Source organism: Rhizobium sp. BK313, from assembly GCF_014193655.1.
In the GTDB taxonomy this organism is placed as follows: Bacteria; Pseudomonadota; Alphaproteobacteria; order Rhizobiales; family Rhizobiaceae; genus Rhizobium.
On record NZ_JACHZQ010000001.1, the window covers coordinates 1087084 to 1108075 of the forward strand.

20 protein-coding genes are annotated in these 20992 nt (G+C 59.0%); 9 read left to right on the forward strand and 11 right to left on the reverse strand.

Annotated features, from left to right (window positions below):
• Nucleotides 1-6 precede the first annotated feature (6 nt).
• Complete coding sequence (locus FHT86_RS05145) at nt 7-948, forward strand: LysR family transcriptional regulator (protein ID WP_183868537.1); 942 nt, start codon at nt 7-9, stop codon at nt 946-948.
• A 94-nt stretch (nt 949-1042) separates the two neighbouring features.
• Here the strand turns inward: FHT86_RS05145 and FHT86_RS05150 are convergent, their stop codons facing one another.
• From FHT86_RS05150 to FHT86_RS05185, 8 genes are all read right to left on the reverse strand, one after another.
• Nucleotides 1043-1588, reverse strand: coding sequence for a GNAT family N-acetyltransferase (locus tag FHT86_RS05150; protein ID WP_312862298.1), 546 nt, complete (start codon nt 1586-1588; stop codon nt 1043-1045).
• A 72-nt stretch (nt 1589-1660) separates the two neighbouring features.
• A complete protein-coding gene (locus FHT86_RS05155) occupies nt 1661-3655 on the reverse strand; it encodes an ASKHA domain-containing protein (protein ID WP_166656793.1) in 1995 nt (664 codons plus the stop codon).
• 45 nt (nt 3656-3700) lie between these two features.
• Nucleotides 3701-4051 carry a hypothetical protein gene (locus FHT86_RS05160; RefSeq protein WP_133705807.1) on the reverse strand — a complete coding sequence of 117 codons (351 nt, stop codon included), beginning with the start codon at nt 4049-4051 and terminating at the stop codon, nt 3701-3703.
• Between the two features lie 2 nt (nt 4052-4053).
• Nucleotides 4054-5019, reverse strand: coding sequence for a methyltetrahydrofolate cobalamin methyltransferase (locus FHT86_RS05165; RefSeq protein WP_133705808.1), 966 nt, complete (start codon nt 5017-5019; stop codon nt 4054-4056).
• 113 nt (nt 5020-5132) lie between these two features.
• The gene (locus FHT86_RS05170; RefSeq protein ID WP_133705809.1) at nt 5133-6239 is read right to left on the reverse strand and encodes a methylenetetrahydrofolate reductase; all 1107 of its coding nucleotides are present in this window, start codon (nt 6237-6239) and stop codon (nt 5133-5135) included.
• A 3-nt stretch (nt 6240-6242) separates the two neighbouring features.
• The gene (locus FHT86_RS05175; RefSeq protein WP_133705810.1) at nt 6243-6821 is read right to left on the reverse strand and encodes a methylenetetrahydrofolate reductase C-terminal domain-containing protein; all 579 of its coding nucleotides are present in this window, start codon (nt 6819-6821) and stop codon (nt 6243-6245) included.
• Nucleotides 6814-7116: a virulence factor gene (locus FHT86_RS05180; protein WP_133705811.1), complete on the reverse strand. Its 303-nt coding sequence runs from the start codon at nt 7114-7116 to the stop codon at nt 6814-6816. Before FHT86_RS05180 ends, FHT86_RS05175 begins: the two co-directional genes overlap by 8 nt.
• Before the next feature lie 240 nt (nt 7117-7356).
• Nucleotides 7357-7995, reverse strand: coding sequence for a DUF1638 domain-containing protein (locus FHT86_RS05185; RefSeq protein WP_133705812.1), 639 nt, complete (start codon nt 7993-7995; stop codon nt 7357-7359).
• 19 nt (nt 7996-8014) lie between these two features.
• Between FHT86_RS05185 and FHT86_RS05190 the strand changes: the two genes are divergently transcribed.
• Entirely contained in the window at nt 8015-8176 is a 162-nt protein-coding gene (locus FHT86_RS05190; protein ID WP_133705813.1) for an entericidin, read from the forward strand.
• A 63-nt stretch (nt 8177-8239) separates the two neighbouring features.
• On the opposite strand, the gene FHT86_RS05195 is transcribed toward FHT86_RS05190, so the two are convergent.
• Nucleotides 8240-8941 (reverse strand): B12-binding domain-containing protein, encoded by a 702-nt coding sequence (locus tag FHT86_RS05195; RefSeq protein WP_133705814.1) that lies wholly within the window; start codon nt 8939-8941, stop codon nt 8240-8242.
• Between the two features lie 261 nt (nt 8942-9202).
• Between FHT86_RS05195 and FHT86_RS05200 the strand changes: the two genes are divergently transcribed.
• The 3 genes from FHT86_RS05200 (at nt 9203) to FHT86_RS05210 (ending at nt 12395) form a co-directional block, all read left to right on the forward strand.
• Nucleotides 9203-10783, forward strand: coding sequence for a trimethylamine methyltransferase family protein (locus FHT86_RS05200; RefSeq protein WP_133705815.1), 1581 nt, complete (start codon nt 9203-9205; stop codon nt 10781-10783).
• A 101-nt stretch (nt 10784-10884) separates the two neighbouring features.
• Nucleotides 10885-11577 carry a 4Fe-4S dicluster domain-containing protein gene (locus FHT86_RS05205; RefSeq protein WP_133705816.1) on the forward strand — a complete coding sequence of 231 codons (693 nt, stop codon included), beginning with the start codon at nt 10885-10887 and terminating at the stop codon, nt 11575-11577.
• 77 nt (nt 11578-11654) lie between these two features.
• Nucleotides 11655-12395: a phosphodiester glycosidase family protein gene (locus tag FHT86_RS05210; protein ID WP_133705817.1), complete on the forward strand. Its 741-nt coding sequence runs from the start codon at nt 11655-11657 to the stop codon at nt 12393-12395.
• Nucleotides 12396-12403: 8 nt separating this feature from the next.
• On the opposite strand, the gene FHT86_RS05215 is transcribed toward FHT86_RS05210, so the two are convergent.
• Nucleotides 12404-13615 carry a glycosyltransferase family 2 protein gene (locus FHT86_RS05215; RefSeq protein ID WP_166656759.1) on the reverse strand — a complete coding sequence of 404 codons (1212 nt, stop codon included), beginning with the start codon at nt 13613-13615 and terminating at the stop codon, nt 12404-12406.
• Between the two features lie 271 nt (nt 13616-13886).
• Between FHT86_RS05215 and FHT86_RS05220 the strand changes: the two genes are divergently transcribed.
• From FHT86_RS05220 to glf, 4 genes are all read left to right on the forward strand, one after another.
• On the forward strand, nt 13887-15911 hold the full coding sequence (locus tag FHT86_RS05220) for a polysialyltransferase family glycosyltransferase (RefSeq protein ID WP_133705819.1): 2025 nt from the start codon (nt 13887-13889) through the stop codon (nt 15909-15911).
• A gap of 56 nt (nt 15912-15967) precedes the next feature.
• Nucleotides 15968-17101 carry a polysaccharide pyruvyl transferase family protein gene (locus tag FHT86_RS05225; RefSeq protein WP_133705820.1) on the forward strand — a complete coding sequence of 378 codons (1134 nt, stop codon included), beginning with the start codon at nt 15968-15970 and terminating at the stop codon, nt 17099-17101.
• Nucleotides 17102-17278: 177 nt separating this feature from the next.
• A complete protein-coding gene (locus FHT86_RS05230; RefSeq protein ID WP_133705821.1) occupies nt 17279-18418 on the forward strand; it encodes a DUF707 domain-containing protein in 1140 nt (379 codons plus the stop codon).
• Nucleotides 18419-18506: 88 nt separating this feature from the next.
• The gene (glf, locus tag FHT86_RS05235) at nt 18507-19682 is read left to right on the forward strand and encodes a UDP-galactopyranose mutase (RefSeq protein WP_183868540.1); all 1176 of its coding nucleotides are present in this window, start codon (nt 18507-18509) and stop codon (nt 19680-19682) included.
• 142 nt (nt 19683-19824) lie between these two features.
• Here the strand turns inward: glf and bmt are convergent, their stop codons facing one another.
• The gene (bmt, locus tag FHT86_RS05240; RefSeq protein WP_133705822.1) at nt 19825-20838 is read right to left on the reverse strand and encodes a betaine--homocysteine S-methyltransferase; all 1014 of its coding nucleotides are present in this window, start codon (nt 20836-20838) and stop codon (nt 19825-19827) included.
• Nucleotides 20839-20992 lie beyond the last annotated feature (154 nt).

The following is a 20992-nucleotide window of genomic DNA, read 5'->3' on the forward strand; positions in this document are numbered from 1 at the left end:
AATGAAATGATATGGTACTTAGGATCAGAAAAATTGAAGGAAGCCGATATGACCGTACCGTTCCGCCGGCCCATACCGCTGCTCGACAATGAGGTTCTGCGCACCTTTGTCGCCATCGCCGAAACCGGCAATTTTTCAACTGCGGCCGATGCTGTCTTTCGTACGCCGTCTGCCGTCTCGATGCAGATCAAGAAGCTGGAAGAGCAGTTGGGTGTGACACTGTTCCTGCGCGACGCGCGTTCTGTGAGCCTGACGCAGCATGGTGAGATGCTGCTCTCCTATGCCCGCAACATCCTGGCGCTGTCCAACGAGGCCGTGTCGCGTTTCATCATGCCCGAGCTCAGCGGCGTCGTGCGGCTTGGCGCTCCGGACGATATCGGCGAGCGCTTGCTGCCGAGCATTCTCAAGAGCTTTTCGGAGAGCTATCCGGGCATCATGGTCGACGTGACTGTCGATATGAGTCTTCAATTGAAGAAGCGTATCGAGGAGCAGCGGCTGGATCTGGCGCTGATCAACTGTGCGACACGGCCTTTCCCGACCGAGGGCGAGGTCATCTATACCGAACGCCTCGTGTGGGCAGGGGCAAAGTGCGGTACGGCCTATCGCCGTGATCCCTTGCCAATCTCGATCTGGGAAGATGGTTGCATCTGGCGGTCGGAAGCATTGGCCCAGCTGGAACGGCAGAAGCGGCCTTACCGCGTCTCCTATCTCAGCGCCCACACCATGGCGCAGCGCGCGGCTATTGTCTCTGATCTTGCGGTCGCGCCGTTTCCACGTTCCTACATTGGTGAGGATATGGAGATTCTCGGGCCGAATGAGGGGCTGCCGGAACTTACCTCCTTCGACATTCGCCTACTGACGGCATCGCAGATGACGGGACCTATGAAAGCGGTGGCCGACAGCATCCGGCAGGCGTTCATAGAGATCGGGCGGAAAATGGCCGCGTGAGCCGCGTGTGAAGATGTGGACTACTAAGGACGTTGACCCGCACGGTCTCTGGCGAATTTGAAACGGGCCACGTCGCGTACATTGGAAGCACGTTTCATCCAGGTCGCGCGATGCGATACAGCACATGGGGACGTAATACGTGTCCCGGAGGTACGGTCGTGTCGTCGAAATCCGCTCCGATCACTTGAACCATGCCAATCTTCTCCATCACGCGGCGTGACGGCAAGTTGATGCTGGACGTATACCCGATCAGTTGATCAATCTGCAGCTCGTCCCAAGCGAAATCGAAGCAGCGATAGCTTGCCTCGGTCGCGTAGCCCTGACGCCAGTAAGAACGACCCAGAATCCAACCGATCTCAAGGGGAAAGTTGCCGGGAACTTCCGGTCCTGGTCGCGACAGCCCAGCTCCGCCGATCAATGCGCCGTCGGACTTGCGCTCGACGGCAAGAAAGCCAATTCCCTCGCTTATCAATTCCTTCCGGGCTTCATCGATCAAGGCATCCGTTTCTGCGGACGTGAGCAGGCTTGGATAGTAATACTGACGCGTCTCAGGGTCTGCGTTGATAGCGGCGAATGGCACGCGATCCTTATCCCGCCAAGCCCGGAGAAGGAGTCGTGGGGTCTCCAAGCTGAGCATCATCAGCACCCATTGTTCAAAGATTCGTCATCAGATTTCTTCTCGCAGTCAGGCTTGATGACTACGGGCCGATAGTCACTCGCGGCTGCGGCGTCTTCTTCGGCCTCCGCCTTCATCGTCCGCGAGCTGTTTGCGTTCCGGCAACGTGACGACCTTCGACAGTTCCGGGAAAGCATCCACCTTGTTCGGCAGTGCCATGGCATAGACGAAATGCTCCTGAAACTTTGATTCAAGCGCCGTCTCTATCTTCTCGATTTTGCTGACGGTTTCCTCGATCTCGCGGCGATGGCCGCGATTGAGGAGTGCCATGCGTGCGCCGGTGCCGGCGGCATTGCCGACCGCCTTCACCTTGTCGAGGGCGCAGTCCGGTATCAGGCCTAGCACCATTGCGTATTTCGGGTCGATGAAGGTGCCGAAGGCGCCGGCAAGGCCGATGCGGTCGACATGAGTAATGCCCTGTTTGTCCATCAGCAGCTTGACGCCGGCATAAAGGGCGGCCTTGGCGAGCTGGATGGCGCGCACGTCGTTTTGCGTCACCGTAATGCGTGGCTCACCGTCGCGCAGCAAATAGGAGTAGGTGCGGCCGTTCTGGAGGATGCGGGGCGAGCGCGCCATCATGCTGCCATCGACGACGCCGTCTTCGGAGATGATGCCGGTCAGGAACATCTCGGCGACCACTTCAATGATGGCCGAGCCGCAAATACCGGTGACGCCGACGGTGGCTGCTGCCTCGGCAAAACCGGGTTCATTCGACCATGGCTCGATGCCGATGACACGGTAGCGCGGCTCTAGCGTGACGGGATCGATGCGTACGCGCTCGATGGCGCCGGGAGCGGCGCGTTGGCCGCTGGAAATCTCCGCGCCTTCGAAAGCGGGGCCGGTCGGCGAGGAGGCTGCCACAACGCGGTTGCGATTGCCGAGCACGATTTCGGCATTGGTGCCGATATCGACCAGTAGCATCATTTCATCCTGGCGGTGCGGGCCTTCAGCCAGCGTCGCGGCGGCAGCGTCGGCGCCGACATGGCCGGCGATGCAGGGCAACATGTAGATGCGTGTGCCGGCATTCATCGGGAGGCCGACTTCAGCCGATGTCAAATGCACGGCGCCGGAGACAGCGAGCGCGAACGGCGCCCCGCCGAGCTCTGTTGGGTCGATGCCGAGGAAGAGATGATGCATGATCGGATTGCCGACGAAGACTGCGTCGAGAATGTCCTGGCGCGACACGCCGCCGTCGGCGCAGACCTTGTCGATCAGCCCGTTCAGCGCCTCGCGCACGGCGTTGGTCATGGCGCCGCGGCCATCCGGGTTCATCATCACATAGGAGACGCGGCTCATCAGATCTTCGCCGAAGCGGATCTGCGGATTGGATGCACCCGCGGATGCCACCGTGCGGCCCGACAGCAACGAAGAGAGATGCATGGCGATCGTCGTCGAACCGATATCGCAGGCGATACCATAGGCTTCGTTTTTCAGGCCCGGGTAAAGCGCGATCAGGCGCGGACGGTCCTCTTCGTGATCCCGGTGGATTGCGGCGGTGACCTTCCACTCGCCTTTGCGCAGGATCGATTGCACCTGCGGGATCAGATGGAAGTCGACTTCGAGATTGTCATATTTCCAATCGGCTGCGATCGCCGCCTTCAGCCGGTCGAGATCTCCGAGCGGCTTGTGCATGTCCGGCTCGTCGACTTCGACGTAGCACATGTGCACGGCCGTATCGCGGGCGATGACGCGCTCATCGGCAGCTTTGCGCACCACCTGCGCGTTGATCACCGTATCCTGCGGCACGTCGATGACGAGATCGCCTTGGATCAGCGCCGAGCAGGAGAGGCGTCGCCCCTCAGGAAGATCGCGCACCTCGGCATAGCGCCTTTCCTTCGGACCGATGGGCGAAAGATGATCGTTGGCGGAGACGATCTTGTGTTTGGCGAAATTGCCTTCCTGAACGGAGACTTGGCAGCGTCCACATGTCGCGCGGCCGCCGCAGACACTTTCGACATAGACGCCTAGCTGCCGCGCGGCCTCCAGCACCGGTGTGCCGACTGCAAAACGGCCGCGCTTGCCGGAGGGCATGAAAAGGACGAGGGGATTCGTGCTGTCGCTGGCTTGGGCCACGGATCAGCCTTTCTGTCTGGTGAGGCGGCGCACGTTCGAACGAACGCGCTTGCTGTAAGGCTTGACGGTGGCCCTGACGACCGCGTCGGCAGCGCGGTGCGATGAGGTGGTGGTGCCCGTTGCCATCGCCGTTATTGCCTTGATGCTCTGTTGGGTCATGGCAATATTGGCCGCGACGGCACTTTCCGCCGCAGCCATCATCTTTTCCGAGACCATCCGGTTGAGTTCCGCGGCGTTCATGGTTCCGCCGGTCATCGCCGCCATCCACATTTGTTGCGTACGCATCGCGATCACCATCGGCGCCTGAAACCAGAGCGTCGCGAGATCGTTGGAAAGCCGGCTGCTCGGATACATCGCTATTCCCTCGCAGCGCCTGCGCCAGCACGAGCCGCGCGTCCACCACGGCGACCGCCACCAGCGCCGGGAGCGGCAGAAGCGGGTGCTGCTGCGCCGCCTTCGGCCGGCTTGTAGTCGCGATAGGTCATGATCCAGTTGGTGCAATTCGCATCCGTGCCGTTCAGCACGTTGGCGGCGCGCACGGCTTCCATTTCCTGCGGACGGCAGGGATTCATGATCGCCGAGGTCATGCCGGCGCCGATCACCATCGGGATGAAGCCGGCATTGATGCCGTGACGGTGCGGCAAGCCGAAGGAGATGTTGGAAAGGCCGCAGGTGGTATTGACCTTCAGCTCGTTGCGCAGGCGGTGCAGCAGCGCGAAGACCTGGCGGCCGGCATCGCCAAGCGCACCGATCGGCATGACGAGCGGATCAACGACGATATCTTGCGGCTTGATACCGTGATCCATGGCGCGTTCGACGATCTTCTTGGCGACGGCGAAGCGAACGTCGGGGTCCATGGAAATGCCGGTCTCGTCGTTGGAGATGGCGACCACGGGCACATCGTATTTCTTCACCAGAGGCAGGATGGCTTCGAGCTTTTCCTCCTCGCCGGTCACGGAGTTGACCAGCGGCCGGCCCTTGGCGACCTTCAGCGCCGCCTCGATGGCGGCCGTCACCGAGCTGTCGATCGACAGCGGCACGTCGACAAGGCCCTGAACGATTTCCAGCGTCTGCACCAGCAGGCCCGGCTCGGTCTCGTTTGGATTGACCGAGGTGACGCCGGCATTGACGTCCAGCATGGTCGCACCGGCGGCCACCTGTTCCAACGCATCCTTGATGACGGTATCGAAATTGCCCTCGATCATCTCGGCGGCCAGCTTCTTGCGCCCCGTCGGATTGATGCGTTCGCCAATCACGCAAAAGGGCTGGTCGAAACCGATGATGATTTCGCGAGTGGCTGAAGCAACGATGGTGCGCGTCATGTCTGTCTGATCCTCTGGTCTCTAGACTCTGGTCGGCGGGCTCGATGGAGGTGGTCTATCGTGCCGCGATGGGGGTTACAAGCGGTAGGCTCCTCCGCCTATCGCTCTCGATATCAATGCGTCTGATGCGGTGGATGGTGGGCGGCGGCTTCGGCCATTTCCTGCTGGTTCTCTTCTTTGCCTTCGCGAAGATGTTCCAAGCGTTCGGCAATCGCCGCATCGCCCGGGTTGGCTTCGCGCTTCCAAGGCTGGCGGCCGGTCAGAACGCCGGAATCGTGCACCATCTCAGCAACATATTCTTCCTGGCGATAGGCCATGACGTGAATGCCGGACACGCCCTCGATTTCCTTCACCTCGTTGATGATATCGATGCAGAGCTGCTTGCCTTCCTTTTTCTGATCCTCGGCACCTTCGATGCGCTTGATGATCGCATCCGGAATATGGACGCCCGGAACATTCGAGCGCATCCAGCGTGCGGTCCTAGCAGACGCCAAGGGACCGACACCGACGAGGATGAAGCACTTCTCGTGAAAGCCGAGATCGCGGACCTTCTTCATGTATTCGCGAAACATCGGCACGTCATAGCAATATTGGCTCTGCACGAACTGCGCGCCGGCTTCGATCTTCTTGCCCAGGCGATAGGGACGGAAGTCATAAGGCGGTGCAAAGGGATTAATGGCGGCGCCAAGGAAAACCTTCGGCGGGGACGTCAGCTTGCGACCGGAGAGAAATTTGGCGTTGTCGCGCATGATACGCACGGTTTCGAGCAGCGACATGCAGTCGAGATCGAAAACCGGCTTGGCGCCCGGCTGGTCGCCGGCCTGCACGCCGTCGCCGGTCAGGCAGAGGATGTTGCACACGCCCATGGCGGCAGCGCCCAGCACGTCGCCCTGGATGGCGATGCGGTTCTTGTCGCGGCAGGCGATCTGCATGATCGGCGCATAGCCCATGCGCGTCAGCAGCGCGCAAATGCCGACCGAGGACATATGACAATTGGCACCGGAGGCATCGACCGCGTTGATGCCGTCCACCCAGCCGTCGAAGATCGAGGCACGTTCGTAGACATCTTCCGGGTTGGCGCTATCGGGCGGGTTCAGTTCCGCGGTGACGGCGAACTCGCCGCGACGCAGCACGCGCTCCAGCCGCCCGAGTGAGGAATGCCCGGGCAGGGGATCGAGAGGCAGATGCGCACCAAGCGGATTTTCATCGATATGCGCCATCAATCAGGCTTCCTTCTTCGCCGCTTCACGCGCCGCTGCAGCTTCCGCGGTCACACGCAGCCAGGAGGATGTTTCGCGTAGCGACTGGTTCACCGGCTTCTGCACCTTCAAGATCGCGTCGCCATTGACCATATTGCGCGAGCCGTTCCAGGCCTGCACCCAGACGCAGGGCATATCGGGTTCGACTTCGCAATTGCCATTGGCGCGCACGCCGCCGCAGGGGCCGTTGCGCAGTTGCTTCGGACAGTTCATCGGACAGGACATGCCGGTCGACGACAACGCACACTGGCCGCACATGCGGCAATCGAAGAGAAAGCCTTTCACATTGCGCTCGACGAAGGTGATCGGTCGTTCGACGCGCTCGTAGCCGATCGATTTCCAAAGCGGATGCAAAAGCAGGAAGGCATCGGCGAAGCGGCGATAGAACCACTCGAGGAAACGCGAATGGCGCACGGCCCAGAGACGGACAGTGTATTTGCGGCGGGCGCGGCGGTTCGGCGAAACGCCTGATGGCGTGTAGGCGCCGCTGGCTGCCTTCGCACCCGCGGCGGCATTGCCCGGTTTCTGGATGGCGTCAGCCATTGTCGCGGCCCCCGGCCTTTACCAGCGCCACCAGGCGCTCTCGGTCATAGGTGGCTTCGAGCTCGCTTGCGGCCTTGTCCGCCTCTGCCTCGAGATCGTCGGAGACCGGGACAGGATCGGCCTTGCGCCATTCAGCCAGATAGTCGTCCGTCTCGGCGGCACCCGTGCGCATGGCGCACATATCAATCGCTTCGGTGAAGCGGAGCGACAGTTCGCGCTTGGCTGTCTGCCGTCCCTTCTTGATGATGACCTGGGCGGGGATGTCCCGCCAATAGACGACAATGCGATCCGCCATGCAAAAATTCTCCTCTTTGATCAAGAATGCACGTCCGCCGATGCAGAGACTGCGCTCGCCACGACGCGGCCCATGCCGAAAAACGACGCGGCAAAGAAAGCATCTCCGCAACCACCGGCAAACTTCGCCGCTGTGCAAAAAGGATCGGATTTTCCGCCGTGATTCAACACCTTCGAGGCGTATCAACATGGCGACGTCCGACGGGCGCTGCAAGCGGGGATAGGTGTTGGAATGTCGTAATCAGACAGCCAGCAATTCGCGGCCGAGATCGCCATAGCCGGTGAAGCGATATTCGTAGTCAAGGCCAAGATAGGCTGCGGCTGCTTTTGCTTTTTCCTGCAGTGCCGGATCCTCTTCCTGCGAGAGGTAGACGACCTTGCGGTAATTGCCGAAATACATGTCCTTCAGCTCCGGATGCCGGTCGAGGCCGAGCGGCACAATGACGAAGGATTCGAACTGGCGGGCCAGGAAATCGGTGAGAAAGAACGAGGTGACGTCATCCTCGCGAGCGGCAAAGGCGTCGTTGCCGCTGAAGAAGGAATAACAGTGCGGGCCAGAGAGGCGCTCGATGCCTTCGCGCTCACAGATCTTATCGATATCGCCGCCGGTGCCGCAGTCGGCATAGCCGATGAAAATCTTCTCGAAGCCACGCGAACGCGCGTCCGCAATTGCCTCATTGAGGGCAGGTGCGATCTTCTGTGGATAGGAGTGGTAGATGGCGGGAAGACAGTGCAGGTCGACATGATCGAGGCTATTGATTCTGGTGATCGCCAGTATTTCGCGCGCGATTGCGCCGCACGCGATCACATGAACTTTTTGGGCGATTGTGCGTTTATTGGGCGGAATATTTGTCTCTGCCTTTTGTCGATCAATATCCATTCCGAGAGGGCTCCCGATCATGACTGCACCGACACTCACCAAAATCGCCGCCGCCTGCGCAGTTCTTATGGTACTTGCTTCATGCGCCAACACAATTCGCGGCATGGGCAGGGATACAGCCAATGCCGTCAACGCGACCGAGGCTGCAGGTCACTCGGTAAAGAAGGCGGCCAGCAACTGATTTGGGACGCCGCTCCGCCGGCTGCAACCCTTAGAGTTGCCGCCGGCCTGGTGTCCGTCACGATCAGGCGCCAGCAGCCAGGCTATTGTGCTTGCGCTTCATGAAGTCCTTGGCGGTTTCGACCGCCACGGCCGCGTCGCGGCAATAAGCATCGGCACCGACTGCCTTGCCGAACTCCTCGTTGAGCGGCGCACCCCCGACGAGAACGACATAATCGTCCCGCATACCCTTTTCCTTGAGCGTGTCGATGACGACCTTCATGTAAGGCATGGTCGTTGTCAGAAGCGCCGACATGCCGAGAATATCGGGCTGTTCGCGTTCGATGGCGTCGAGATAGTTTTCGACCGGGTTGTTGATGCCGAGATCGATGACGTCGAAGCCGGCGCCCTCCATCATCATGCCGACAAGGTTCTTGCCGATGTCGTGGATATCGCCCTTGACGGTGCCGATGACCATCTTGCCCAGCTTCGGCGCTCCGGTTTCGACCAGCAGCGGCCGCAGGATACTCATGCCGGCCTTCATCGCATTGGCGGAAAGCAGCACTTCGGGAACGAAGAGAATGCCGTCGCGAAAGTCGATGCCGACGATGCGCATGCCTTCGACGAGCGCTTGGGTCAGGACATCATAGGGCGTCCAGCCGCGTTCGAGGAGGATATTGGTCGCTTCCTCGATTTCCTCTTTCAGTCCGTCATAGAGGTCGTCATGCATCTGCTGCACGAGTTCCTCGTCCGAAAGTTCCGCGAGAATGATTTCGTCGTCAGACATGCGCTCCATCCCGTTTTCGTGCGATGCATCAGGGGCTTGTATAAAACACTGCCGCTATTACCGATAGACCCGAAGCATGACAAAACTCTTTTCGAAAGCGACGTCGTGCGGATAATTCGCGACGGATGGAAATGAAGCAATTTCGCGTCCTTCATGTCTGTCCTATGCTAGTCGCTGGCGCATAAAGGAACGTCCGTGCGACGGAATCGGGTAGCATGGGGCAATGATAGACGCATTCATGCGCAGGAGTGAGGAAGCATCATGGACGATATGATTGAGCAACCGGCCGCGGGCGGTGATGGTGGCGGGCGGCGTTCGCGCGGCGAGGGCAGGGGTGCGGCAGCGCGGCGCGCATCGCGCAGCGGCGGCGGACCAGGCCCGTCGCTTCCCTATATCGTCCGAAAGATCGGCGTTTATGAGGTTCTGGACGAGGAAGGCCTGCAGCTCATCGAGCGTAACGCCGACACTGTGCTCGAGGAAATCGGCATCGAGTTTCGCGACGACGCGGAAGCGCTGGCGCTGTGGAAGGAGGCCGGCGCCGACGTTCGGGGGCAGCGGGTGCATTTCCCGAAGGGGCTCTGCCGCGAACTCTTGAAAACCGCGCCGAAGGAATTCACCTGGCATGCGCGCAACAGCGCCCGTAACGCCCATGTCGGCGGCAAGGCGACGATCTTTGCCCCTGTCTACGGCCCGCCCTTCGTCCGCGATCTCGAAGGCAACCGCCGTTATGCGACGATCGAGGATTTTCGCAATTTCGTGAAGCTCGCCTATATGGCGCCGTCGATCCATTCCTCCGGCGGCACCGTCTGCGAGCCGGTCGACATCCCCGTCAACAAGCGACATCTCGATATGGTCTACAGCCATATTAAATATTCCGACAAACCGTTCATGGGCTCGGTCACCGCGCCGGAACGCGCTGAAGACACGATCGCAATGGCGAAGATCGTCTTCGGCGACGATTTCGTCGAAAACAATTGCGTCACGTTGAACCTGATCAACGCCAACTCGCCGATGGTGTTCGACGAGACCATGCTCGGTGCGCTGAAGGTTTATGCACGCCATAATCAAGCCTCCGTCGTCTCCCCCTTCATCCTCGCTGGTGCGATGAGCCCAGTGACCGTCGCCGGCACGCTGGCGCAGATTCTGGCGGAAGTGCTGGCCGGCGCCTCTTTCACGCAGTTGATCCGCAAGGGGTCGCCTGTGCTCTACGGCACATTTGCTGCCTCGATTTCCATGCAGTCGGGTGCGCCGACCTTCGGTACGCCGGAGCCGTCGTTGGTGTCCTACGGTTCAGCCCAGCTTGCCCGGCGTCTCGGCCTGCCGTTCCGTACCGGCGGCTCGCTCTGCGCCTCCAAGGTGCCCGATGCGCAGGCGGCGCACGAATCGGCCAATACGCTGAACATGACGCTGCTTGCCGGCACGAATTTCGTGCTGCATGCGGCCGGCTGGCTCGAAGGCGGTCTCGTCAGCTCCTACGAGAAGTTCATGATCGACCAGGATCAGCTCGGCATGATGCAGAAGATGGCCGAGGGCGTCGATCTTTCGGAAAATGGCCAGGCGCTGGACGCGATTCGCGAAGTCGGCCCCGGTAGCCACTATCTCGGTTGCGGTCATACTCAGGCCAATTTCCAGACGGCTTTCTACCGCTCGGCCCTGGCAGATAACAATTCCTTCGAGCAATGGGAGATCGAAGGCCAGAAGCGCATCGAGGAACGTGCCAATGCGCTTTGCCGCTCCTGGCTCGATCACTACGAAGCGCCGCCGCTCGACCCCGCGATCGATGAGGCGCTGCTGGCCTACATCCAGAAGCGCAAGGATTCGATGCCGGACGCTTTCACCTGAAGAGAGCCCGATGCCGCCAGGGAGCAAGGCGGTGCGGTACGCGTTGCCGATCTGATCCAGAAGGAGGTCTGGCGACCGCACTATCAATATAAGGGGCCGCGATGAGCATCGGCTCCGTCATTGTTGGGGAACTCCGTGCGGCGCTTGCTCCGCACGGAGTTTTTGTTCGCGGGATCGTATCCTTCGGTGAAGGCGAAGGACCGGCACTGGCAGATGGGACACCGGCGCGGAGCGTGATTCTGCTCGGCAATATCGGCGGCTCGATCTGGCAGCCGTTTTCCCGGTGGCGGCAATCGTCCGAAAATGCAGGTCGCAACGATCCGCTTGACGACTGGTCGAAGGCGATCATCCGGCCTGTCGCTGCCGCATTCGACGCGACGGCCTATTTCCCTTCCGATCCGCTGTGGCAGCCGTTTCAGCGATGGGCTATGCAGGCGGAAGGTTTGAAAACATCGCCGCTCGGTATCCTGATCCATCCGGACTATGGCTTATGGCACGGCTATCGCGGTGCGCTCGGGTTTGCTGACGTGATCGAAGACGATGAGCGGGGGATGGTGGTTGCGCATGCCTGCGATCACTGCGCCGAAAAGCCTTGCCTCACCGCCTGTCCGGTCGACGCCATCACGCTCACCGGTTTCGATGTTGCCGGCTGTCGGTCGCATCTCCGCACGGATGCGGGGAAAGCCGGCTGCATGACCGGAGGCTGCCTGGCACGCAATGCCTGTCCGGTGGGAACAGGCTATCGCTATTCGCAGGCGCAGCTCGCTTTTCACATGGCGGCGCTTCGATCCTAAAAAGGTGCGGGATTTCCTTCTTTTGCCGTATTTCCGTTGCGCTCTGACGCTGCGAAATTCGCTCCGGAGTTGTGCGCTTGATTCGATTGCTGACCTTGCTCGCCATCCTTGCCTGCGCCACCACGGCTTTTGCCGACGAGGCCTGCCGCAAAGTCCTGCATCTCGGCGACAGCTATACGGTCTGCACCTTCGATCCCGCCACCGACGGTATCCGGCTCTATGAGAAGGACCGCAGCGGCAAGCCCTACGGTTCGTTCCGGGCGCTGGAAAACGATCTCCGCCAGGATCGCATCTATGTGCGGTTCGCGATGAATGGCGGCATGTACCGGGATGATCAGTCGCCGGTTGGCCTCTATATCGAAGAAGGCAGGCAACAGAGAGCGATCAACACCAACAAAGGATGGGGCAATTTTCATTTGCTGCCGAACGGCGTCTTCTATATTCAGCCCGGCCATGCCGGCATTTTGGAGAGCAAAGCCTTCTTGGCTTCGGGCATCAAGCCGTTCTACGCGACGCAATCCGGGCCGATGCTGGTGATCGACGGCAAGCTGCACCCGTCGTTCCTTGCCGACAGCACCAGTTTCAAGACGCGCAATGGCGTTGGCGTCTCCGCGGACGGCAAGGTGATCTTCGCCCTATCCGATGGTGCCGTTCGCTTCCACGATTTTGCGACCCTGTTTCGCGACGATCTCGGTTGCACCAACGCGCTCTTCCTCGATGGCAGCATCTCCAGCCTCGATATACCGGAATGGCAGAGGCGGGATGGGCTATTCCCGCTCGGCCCGATTATCGCCGTGACCGAGTTGCTGCCGGGCTGAATAGAGCCTCAAACGAACTGTTCGATATAGGTGAGAATATCGAACAACCCGTCCTTCGGACCGGGATTGGCCGGAAAGTTCTGAGTGAAGCGAAGGAAGGCTCTCGGCTTGTCTGACCTGTCGAATTGCGGAATTTCCCGGCTCAAACGCTCCCGAATCGATGGCGACAGAAGATTGATCGTTGCGTCGTCGACGATCGGCTCGACAATGACGGGTTCGCCGTTGAATGCGATCGCTTCCGTTGCGGCGGTCGCGATCCCGGCGAGCTTGCGGATCTGATCGTAGGATTCCGGCGGCAGCGGCGATGGGTGGTAGGCTGCCATGCGATGATACATGATGTAGGCCTCGACCCAATTCTGCGCATTCACATGCAGGCGCATCGCCACGGCCTGGCGCTGCAGCATGAATTGCGTGATGCGGTGCATGAGAGATGCTCTGTAATCGGCGGGAAGCCGGCCGTCGCGAAGTGCTTGCGAGGCGAGATATTCCAGGCCGCCTCTGTAGGTGTCCCACTGGAACATGCACTCCTTGTTGCCCTGCTGCAGGCGCGGGTCATCGGAAACCGCGGTCACACGCGCGAAGGGTTCCGGCATGAAGAGAATATCGGCCTTGTCGAGCGCGCGCGTCGTATAGAGAAATGCCCAGAAGATGAAGGGCGTCGGGCTGGAGATGGCCTTGGCCAGGACATCGCGCCTGATGATCATGAACTCTGGAAAGATGTGCCGTTCCAGAATGAATTCCAGCATCGAATGGAAATCGCCCTTCGCATGACGCGTGGGATAGGACAGGTGATAAAAAGGCTGCATGTCTCCGCCGCCCGGCCGCCCGTCAACCAGCATCCACGGCGCTTGCACCATGCCGATCTGTTTGTCGTTCACCATCAGGCGGATGTATTCGATGACCTTTTCCGGAATGAGCAAATCATCGTCGCCCAGGAAGACCGCGTATTGACCACGGGCGCGCTGCATGGCGAAGGCGTAGTTGCTGAGAAAACCGGCATTGCTTGCGCGGCGGTAGGCGTTGATTTCGGGGTGATGCGAGATGGACTGGATATAAGCGGCGGTATTGTCCGTCGAGCAGTCATCGACGATCACGATCTCAAAGGGAATGCCCAGCCGGCGAAAGGCATCCAGGTGAAAGCTTACATTGCGCTCGAGCATGTACTGGCGATTGTACGTCGGAACGCAGATCGAAAGGACGGGGGGATCAATAGAGGACATCGACTTCTCCAGAGGCATCGGCACGATTCTGAGCGCAAGCTTTGTCGCTAGATAGGAGAGGTTGCTTTCGCGGGGCTGGAGAATTCACGCCCATTCCAGGCGGCCGCGATGCGGCATCCAGGCTCCAGCCCGGTGCAAGCTTTGGTTTCTATCCCTCTGTCAAAGCGGTTCGCCGAACTTGATACGACATGATCGGCAGCGCGGAGCGGTCAATCGAGGCGCGGTTTCATCTATGTCGTCGCCGGTGACTGCTTGTGCCTGGAGATGTCATATGAACTCAATTGTTATCGCCCGCTACGACGAGTCTCTCGATTGGGTCCTGAATATTCCCAGTGATTTCGAGATCTTCATCTACAACAAGGGCAAGCCGGTCAACGATCCGCTTATTGTTGACCGAGCCGAGCACATTGTTGACAGGCCGAATGTCGGCCGGGAATCGGAAACATATATCCACCACATGCTGACGAAGCCGCGGGACGACGATTCGTTCACGGTCTTCACGCGGGGCGACCCTTTCGCCCATAGTCCAGATTTTCTGCCGCTGCTGCAAAACTGGCGGCAATGGGACAGCCTGCAGCCGCTATCCTGGCAATGGAGCTCCGATCAGAATATTCCTCCGGCGCCCTTGCTCGCCGAATATGAACAGCGTCTGCGTGGGCGCCTGCGCGTTCGTCCGGAGCGCTTCTCGCTATCTAGCTGGAGTCCGCCGGATTTCGTCGACGAAGGTGCCCTCGGCACAAGCCGCGATTATTGCGCACTCCACGGCAGCCCGCCGGAAGGAGAAAACGTTGCCAGCGATTTCCTTCGCAAATGCGGGCTCGATGAACTGGCGAATAAAGCTAAGGCGAATTCTTTTGGCGTCTTCTCCTACGGTGCGATCTTTGCCGTTCGCAACGATCTGATCGCCAAATGGCCGCGGAAGAGCCTGGAAATCGCATATCAGGCAACCTTAGGCCGGCCGGTCTACGGATATGTGCTCGAGCGCTTGTGGCTGCATCTCTTCGGCGCGGAATTCGATACGCCAGCAGCTTCGAGAATGACGCCAGAGCAGCCTTTGCCGCAGCAGGCTACCCCAGAGCTTGAATACCCAAAGGCGGAGCCGTCGACGAATGTCGAAGCGGATGACGATCTCGTATCGGTTCAGGTCGAAGAGCTTCGCGACACGGCGGAGAAGCTGCGGATGGAAATTTCGCAGCTCAGAGAAGCTCTCAAAACGCAGGCGGCATTGGACCAGCGCGCCATTCACGACGTTGCCTCAGTGATAAAGAATATTGGCGGCGTTGGTCGCCCCAAACGCCTGTTTATTTCGACCGGCTACTTTGCGACGGCGATTGCTGCAACATTGGCATCGCAACAGGGGTCGGCAACTGACGATTACCTTCTTATCACGATAGATAGGCAAGGTGCCGAAGGTAACACCAGATGGGCCTATCAGATGTACGACAGATGGGCATCTGTCCGCACTGTCGGTCATGATGAGTATTACGAGAATAACGCCGGATTCTCCAATCCATTCAATTGCCACTTCGACGAGGTCTATTCCTCTCATTTCCACATGGCTGGCTTCGTGGGCCAGAAATTTCCTGCCTCGCGATATTCGTTCTACGAGGAAGGCTTAACAACCTACTCTCAGGCATTGAACGTGCGCGTTCAGGACAACAACACGCGATTCTACGCGCTTTCGCCAAAGATATTGCGCACAGCATCAATCGTTTCGCAGCCAATCGACGTCAAACTGCTGACCCAACTGCTTGAGAAGACTATAAATTGTTATAGTATCCCGATCTTCGAAAATCCTCGTAACATTGTCATGTTGGCGATGGGCTTTCCACCGCACATTTCGGGCAGCCGCTCCCATTCTTTCGAAGCCTGCGAGCCTGCTGCGAAGATGCTTCGCGCGGCTGGCTTCGATGTCTGGCTAAAGCCGCATCCGCGCGCGCCCATTGATGATCTGTTTGGCAATTCGAGCCTGGCTGCGGCCGGCGTTCGTTTGCTGGAGACCGATGCTCCGCTGATCGAGCCCGTCATCTTGGCCAATCGTCAGACGATTTCAGCCGTTGTGTCTGTATATTCGAGCTTCCTGGTTCATTCCTATCCATTGTTCGGCATACCGGCTTTTACAATTCGCAGCCCCGTCATCGATCGAATGCAGGCTGCCTGGAAATCCCTACAGGATTCCACCGTGCCCGATGTCGACATGTTGTTGGGCGCCACACCCGACAGCATTCCGTCGATCGCCAGGTCATTTCATAACGCGTCGGTAAATGATGCCGGCAAACTCAGCCGTCGAATGTAAGCGTGCGTTTGTGTGGTGGGGGTATTCCGGAAACCGGTATAATTTAGGGATCGACGATGCAGCATCAAAATGAATTCATACCGGTTTCTGCCGTGGAAGACGCATCCAATGAGCGTCTGCCGCTGGGGCACAAGGGGCAGGCGTTGTTCATGAACAATACCGCCACCGGCTACCACTGGGGGTGCTATGGAACATCCATGGCGATCTATGAAACGGTCATTCACTCCGGCTATTCGATTGCATCTGTCGATGTGGATACGACGCATGAGGGGTTGGGTTATCCGCCGACGAGCGCCAGTCATCAAGCCATGGTGGAATTCGCCGAGCAGCTTCAAGTCGTCAACAGTACTGTCTTTCGGGCTATCCGCGATTCCGACCTGTTGGTCGTCAACGGGGAGGGCACCCTTCACAGGTTTCATCGGGCGCCGCGGACGCTCCTGTCGGTGCTCAAGCTCGCGAAAATGATGGGAAAGCGGGTCCATCTGATCAACCACGCTTGTTTTCCTTCGGGGGGACCTGAACCGGCGAGCCCGGATGTGGAGCGGTTCTATTCCGAATGTCTTCGAGATTTAGACAGGATCGTCGTTCGAGACGAGTGGTCCGCCAAGACCTATGAGCGCATGGGGATCAAGCATTCGGTCGGCTTCGATTGCCTGCCGCTTTATATCAGGATGTACGCGAAACCGGTGCAGATGCCGAGTTCGATCCTTATTGGCGGCGCCTCTCACTGGACGCCGGATATTGCAATGAATTTGGGCCGGATGCTTGCGGCTATCCTTGGTCCGACGAGCGTTCCCGTGGTCTTCCTGGCTGGCGGTTTCAAGCGGGAACCTCGGGAAGATGCTGTTCACTACGAGACATTGAAGAAGGTTATCCCGAATATTCAATTGGCACGTCCAACTTCGTTCTCGGATTGGATCGGCTGGATCCGGTCGGCGGAATTGATGATCACCGGGCGTTTTCACCATTTCGTTGCGGCCGCGACGCTGTCGACACCGATTGTGACGATGCCGGGCAACACCGCCAAGACCAACGCCGTGGCCGCCATGTTGGGTGCTCCGTCTCCATTGGCGCCGACCTCGGGGAACGCTCAGGATGCTTTGAGGGAAAGAATATCCAAGCCGTTTCGGACCTCGCCGGCCCAGGTGCAGTCGATACTGGAAGGCGCCCTGGTCAATTTCGATTTCTGACGGCGATTTCGAGTGGCAACCGCAAACGTGAGGCCTCTGCAAGTTTCGCAAAAGGAATGACTGACAAGGTGCTTATCAATCTAGTTCGATTGTGAGTTGGGAGTCTGATGGCGCTTTGCGGCGTCATTTCTCGCAAACTCGAACGGTCGCTCCAAGGCCAGGAATAGGGGGCAGTCTATGACGTCATTTGCAGCGACAAATCTGCAAACTCTTACGCATGCGGAGCGTGTGGCAATTGCAGAACAATGGTCCGATGCTCCGCCCTTGCAGGCAGAGATGCTTTCGGGAACATCTTGGCAGTTGAGCGATCTGGACGGGCGGCAGTTGTTGCCGTTCCTTGTGCTTGCTCCCGGAGGCCTGGTCGGCAATGTCTTCCACGGATCGCTCGATCACTGGTACGTGGTCAATGGCAAACTTTGCATCCTCGATAGCGAAGGGGTGCCAACGATTGTATTCACCGCGGCTCGTATCGTGAATTCGGTGGTCGTGGCGCTTGCTGGCCACGCCGTCTTGGCTGGCGTTGAGGCTATCTATATTCTGAACCTTGTCGACCATCCGCCTCATCCGGTATCGCCGACGCCATCTCACATGGAGCGTCGAGCCAGATTTATCAAACAGCCGCCAGCGGGCGAGCGCCGGGCAAATCTCGTCGTGGTGCGCGCCAATAGTGCATCGTTGCATCCGCGCTGGTTCGACGGTCTCGATGACAATACGCGCACCTGGGATCTCTGTGTAAGCTGGTACGGAAACGAAATTCCTGACGCATCGGTGTCGCCGGAATATCTCACCCACGCGCCGAACCAACGGAAATTCAAGCCGATCTTCGATCTGTTTTATGAAGATAGCCCGCTTTGGAATTACGATCGCATCTGGTTGCCCGACGACGACCTGCTATGCAGCGGATCGGATTTGAACAAGATGTTCCATCTGTCGCGCAAATACGGGCTCGATCTAGCGCAGCCAGCGCTTCGTCAGGAATCTGGTTGTCACATCAATCATCCGATAACCGCTCAGCGCCAGGGCGGCGACGTGCGCTTCGAACCCTTCGTCGAGATCATGTGCCCGCTCTTTTCGCGCCGCGCTCTCCGCATTTGCGTCGGCAGCATCAAGGATGCGGTTTCGGGGTACGGCCTGGATCATTTGTGGCCCTCATTCCTTGGACGACCCGCAACGCGCATGGGCATCATTGACGCGGTTGGTATAGTTCATACGAGGCCAATTGGCGCGAGCTATGACGTGCGGTCTGCAATTGCCGAGCAAGCCGCGCTCTGGAAGTCCTATGGGTTCAATTACACAAGGATTCCAGGTGTGAACTGATGCGTCGTCTTGCAGATGGCGATGCGTCGCGGTGACTACCCAGCTGGCAAGCTGATTTCTTTTCCAATCCCGGGGACCTGAAAGTTTCATGATCGATTTTTCCAACGTTGACCTGCTTATCGTCGGCGCAGGTTTCTATGGTGCGACGATTGCCGAACGGGTCGCCAACGAACTGCAAAAGAATGTTCTTCTGATCGATCGCCGGAGTCACATCGGTGGCAATGCCTATAGCGAGTTCGATGGCGAAACCGGGATTGAGGTTCACCGCTACGGCGCGCATCTTTTCCACACGCCGAACGAAGTCGTTTGGACCTATCTGAACAGGTTCACGGGATTTACCGATTACAAGCACCGAGTTTATTCGACCTATCGGGATCAGGTCTATTCGATGCCGATCAATCTCGGCACCATCTCCCAGTTTTTCAACCGGCGTCTTTCTCCGGACGAGGCGCGGGCGCTGATCGCGGACCAGGCGGCAGAGATGGCGGGACGCAATCCCGCGAACCTGGAAGAGAAGGCGATTTCGCTGATCGGCCGGCCTTTGTACGAGGCTTTCATCCGTGGCTATACCGCCAAGCAGTGGCAGACCGACCCCCGCGATCTACCGGAGCATATCATCACGCGGCTGCCCGTCCGCTACACGTTCGACAACAGATATTTCAACGACAAATACGAGGGCTTGCCGATCGACGGATACACGGCGATCTTCGAGAGAATGCTGAAGCATCCCAAGATCAATATCGCCCTGGGTGTCGATTTCTTTTCGCTGAAATCGGCTCTGCCGCCAGGGCTGCCCATTGTCTATACAGGTCCGATCGATCGGTATTTCGACTATTCGGAAGGGGAATTAGGCTGGCGTACGATCGATTTTGAAAAAGAGACCCTCAACACCGGCGACTTCCAGGGCATGGCGGTCATGAACTATGCCGATGAGACCATCCCCTATACGCGCATCCTGGAGTTTCGCCACTTCAATCCCGAAAGAAGCTATCAGACCGAAAAGACCATCATCGTAAGGGAATATTCGCGTTCGGCGCAGCGAAAGGACGAGCCTTACTATCCGATCGACACGCGGCAGGACAAGGATGTCTTCCTGCGGTATCGAGCGCGCGCCGAAGCTGAAATGAACGTCCATTTCGGAGGACGGCTCGGTACCTATCGATATCTCGACATGCACCAGGCAATCGGTGCGGCCCTGAAGGCATTCGAGAGCCGCGTCGTGCCGCATTTCACCGAGGGTCGCGTCCTCGGCGGCGAGAAATAGCCTTCTGGGCTGAACTCGGAGAGTCGACCTCCGGCGCCGTTTTGTCGTGGATCGGCCATCAGGATGCAGAACATCTTTAAACGATACCGCGATCCAAAGTATCGGCGGGATGACCGTTCAAGGGCATCCCGCTCGATTGTTTCTAGCTCCGCCGACGGCGCTCACGTACAGGTGCGGTTCCACCTTCGTTGGCGGTCTTGTTGCGCAGCGGGCCGATCCGCTCGATGATCGTTTCCAGCGTCGGGCGCGGGCCGGGCGTGTAGCTGTCGAGCGCCTGGCGCATGGCGGCAAGGTGGCCACAGGAGGTGCCGCAGCAGCCACCGATGATCTTGGCGCCGGCGTCGCGGGCAAGGCGCGCATAGTCTGCCATCAGTGGCGGCGTGCCGGAATAATGGATCTCGGCGCCGCGATATTCAGGAATCCCGCAATTTCCCTTGACGATCACGATGGCGGCCGGATCGGCAGTGGTCATGTCGAGCAGGCTCGAGAGGATATCCGAAGCCCCGACACCGCAATTGGCACCGACGGCGAGTGGACCTTCGCCGACATCCTTGGCAACGCCGTGAATGTCCTTCGGATGCAGACCCATCATCGTCTTGCCGGCGGTGTCGAAGGAGCCCGTATAGGTATAGGGCAGGCCGACTTTGATGGCGGCTTCCGCGGCGGCGCGGATCTCCTCGGACGACGACATGGTCTCGATCCAGGCAACATCGGCGCCGCCGGCTTTCAGACCTTCGATCTGCTCGGCGAAAGCGGAAACTGCGTCTTCATAGGTCAGCGCACCAAGCGGTATCAACAATTCGCCGGTCGGGCCGACAGAGCCGGCGACGATGACCTTGCGGCCAGCCTTGTCGGCGACAGCGCGGGCAATCTCTGCGGCCGTCTTGTTCAAGCTGTGAACTCGGTCCTGCGCATGATGCAGCTTCAACCGGTGGCGAGTACCGCCGAAAGTGTTGGTAAGGATGATGTCGGCGCCGGCATCGACGAAATCCTGGTGCAGCTTGGTGATCCGTTCGGGATGCTGTTCGTTCCAGAGCTCCGGCGCTTCGCCGGCCTCCAGACCCATGGCGAAAAGATTGGTGCCCGTCGCGCCATCAGCGAGCAGCACGCCCCTTTCGGCAAGAAGATCGGTCAAGGGATTGGCTGTGACGGTCATGGCGTCTCCTCGATTGCGTCGGATAATCTCAAGCGAAATGCAGATATAAACATTTCTTTATATGAGAACAATGCCAGGATAAAGGCAGAGGTTGCTCGATAATGTGATGTACAAGAAAAAAGCGCCCGGGGCAGGGCGCTTTCCGCTTTTACGA

Excerpts from the sequence above, each read along its gene's own strand:
- FHT86_RS05195 (WP_133705814.1), bottom strand. The coding sequence starts at position 8,941 with ATGTCTGACGACGAAATCATTCTCGCGGAACTTTCGGACGAGGAACTC.
- FHT86_RS05215 (WP_166656759.1), bottom strand. The coding sequence starts at position 13,615 with ATGTCCTCTATTGATCCCCCCGTCCTTTCGATCTGCGTTCCGACGTAC.
- FHT86_RS05160 (WP_133705807.1), bottom strand. The coding sequence starts at position 4,051 with ATGTATCCGAGCAGCCGGCTTTCCAACGATCTCGCGACGCTCTGGTTT.
- FHT86_RS05155 (WP_166656793.1), bottom strand. The coding sequence starts at position 3,655 with ATGCCCTCCGGCAAGCGCGGCCGTTTTGCAGTCGGCACACCGGTGCTG.
- FHT86_RS05205 (WP_133705816.1), top strand. The coding sequence starts at position 10,885 with ATGAGCATCGGCTCCGTCATTGTTGGGGAACTCCGTGCGGCGCTTGCT.
- FHT86_RS05175 (WP_133705810.1), bottom strand. The coding sequence starts at position 6,821 with ATGGCTGACGCCATCCAGAAACCGGGCAATGCCGCCGCGGGTGCGAAG.
- FHT86_RS05170 (WP_133705809.1), bottom strand. The coding sequence starts at position 6,239 with ATGGCGCATATCGATGAAAATCCGCTTGGTGCGCATCTGCCTCTCGAT.
- FHT86_RS05165 (WP_133705808.1), bottom strand. The coding sequence starts at position 5,019 with ATGACGCGCACCATCGTTGCTTCAGCCACTCGCGAAATCATCATCGGT.
- FHT86_RS05225 (WP_133705820.1), top strand. The coding sequence starts at position 15,968 with ATGCAGCATCAAAATGAATTCATACCGGTTTCTGCCGTGGAAGACGCA.
- FHT86_RS05180 (WP_133705811.1), bottom strand. The coding sequence starts at position 7,116 with ATGGCGGATCGCATTGTCGTCTATTGGCGGGACATCCCCGCCCAGGTC.
- FHT86_RS05185 (WP_133705812.1), bottom strand. The coding sequence starts at position 7,995 with ATGGATATTGATCGACAAAAGGCAGAGACAAATATTCCGCCCAATAAA.
- glf (WP_183868540.1), top strand. The coding sequence starts at position 18,507 with ATGATCGATTTTTCCAACGTTGACCTGCTTATCGTCGGCGCAGGTTTC.
- FHT86_RS05230 (WP_133705821.1), top strand. The coding sequence starts at position 17,279 with ATGACGTCATTTGCAGCGACAAATCTGCAAACTCTTACGCATGCGGAG.
- FHT86_RS05200 (WP_133705815.1), top strand. The coding sequence starts at position 9,203 with ATGGACGATATGATTGAGCAACCGGCCGCGGGCGGTGATGGTGGCGGG.
- FHT86_RS05220 (WP_133705819.1), top strand. The coding sequence starts at position 13,887 with ATGAACTCAATTGTTATCGCCCGCTACGACGAGTCTCTCGATTGGGTC.
- FHT86_RS05150 (WP_312862298.1), bottom strand. The coding sequence starts at position 1,588 with ATGATGCTCAGCTTGGAGACCCCACGACTCCTTCTCCGGGCTTGGCGG.
- FHT86_RS05190 (WP_133705813.1), top strand. The coding sequence starts at position 8,015 with ATGACTGCACCGACACTCACCAAAATCGCCGCCGCCTGCGCAGTTCTT.
- FHT86_RS05145 (WP_183868537.1), top strand. The coding sequence starts at position 7 with ATGATATGGTACTTAGGATCAGAAAAATTGAAGGAAGCCGATATGACC.
- bmt (WP_133705822.1), bottom strand. The coding sequence starts at position 20,838 with ATGACCGTCACAGCCAATCCCTTGACCGATCTTCTTGCCGAAAGGGGC.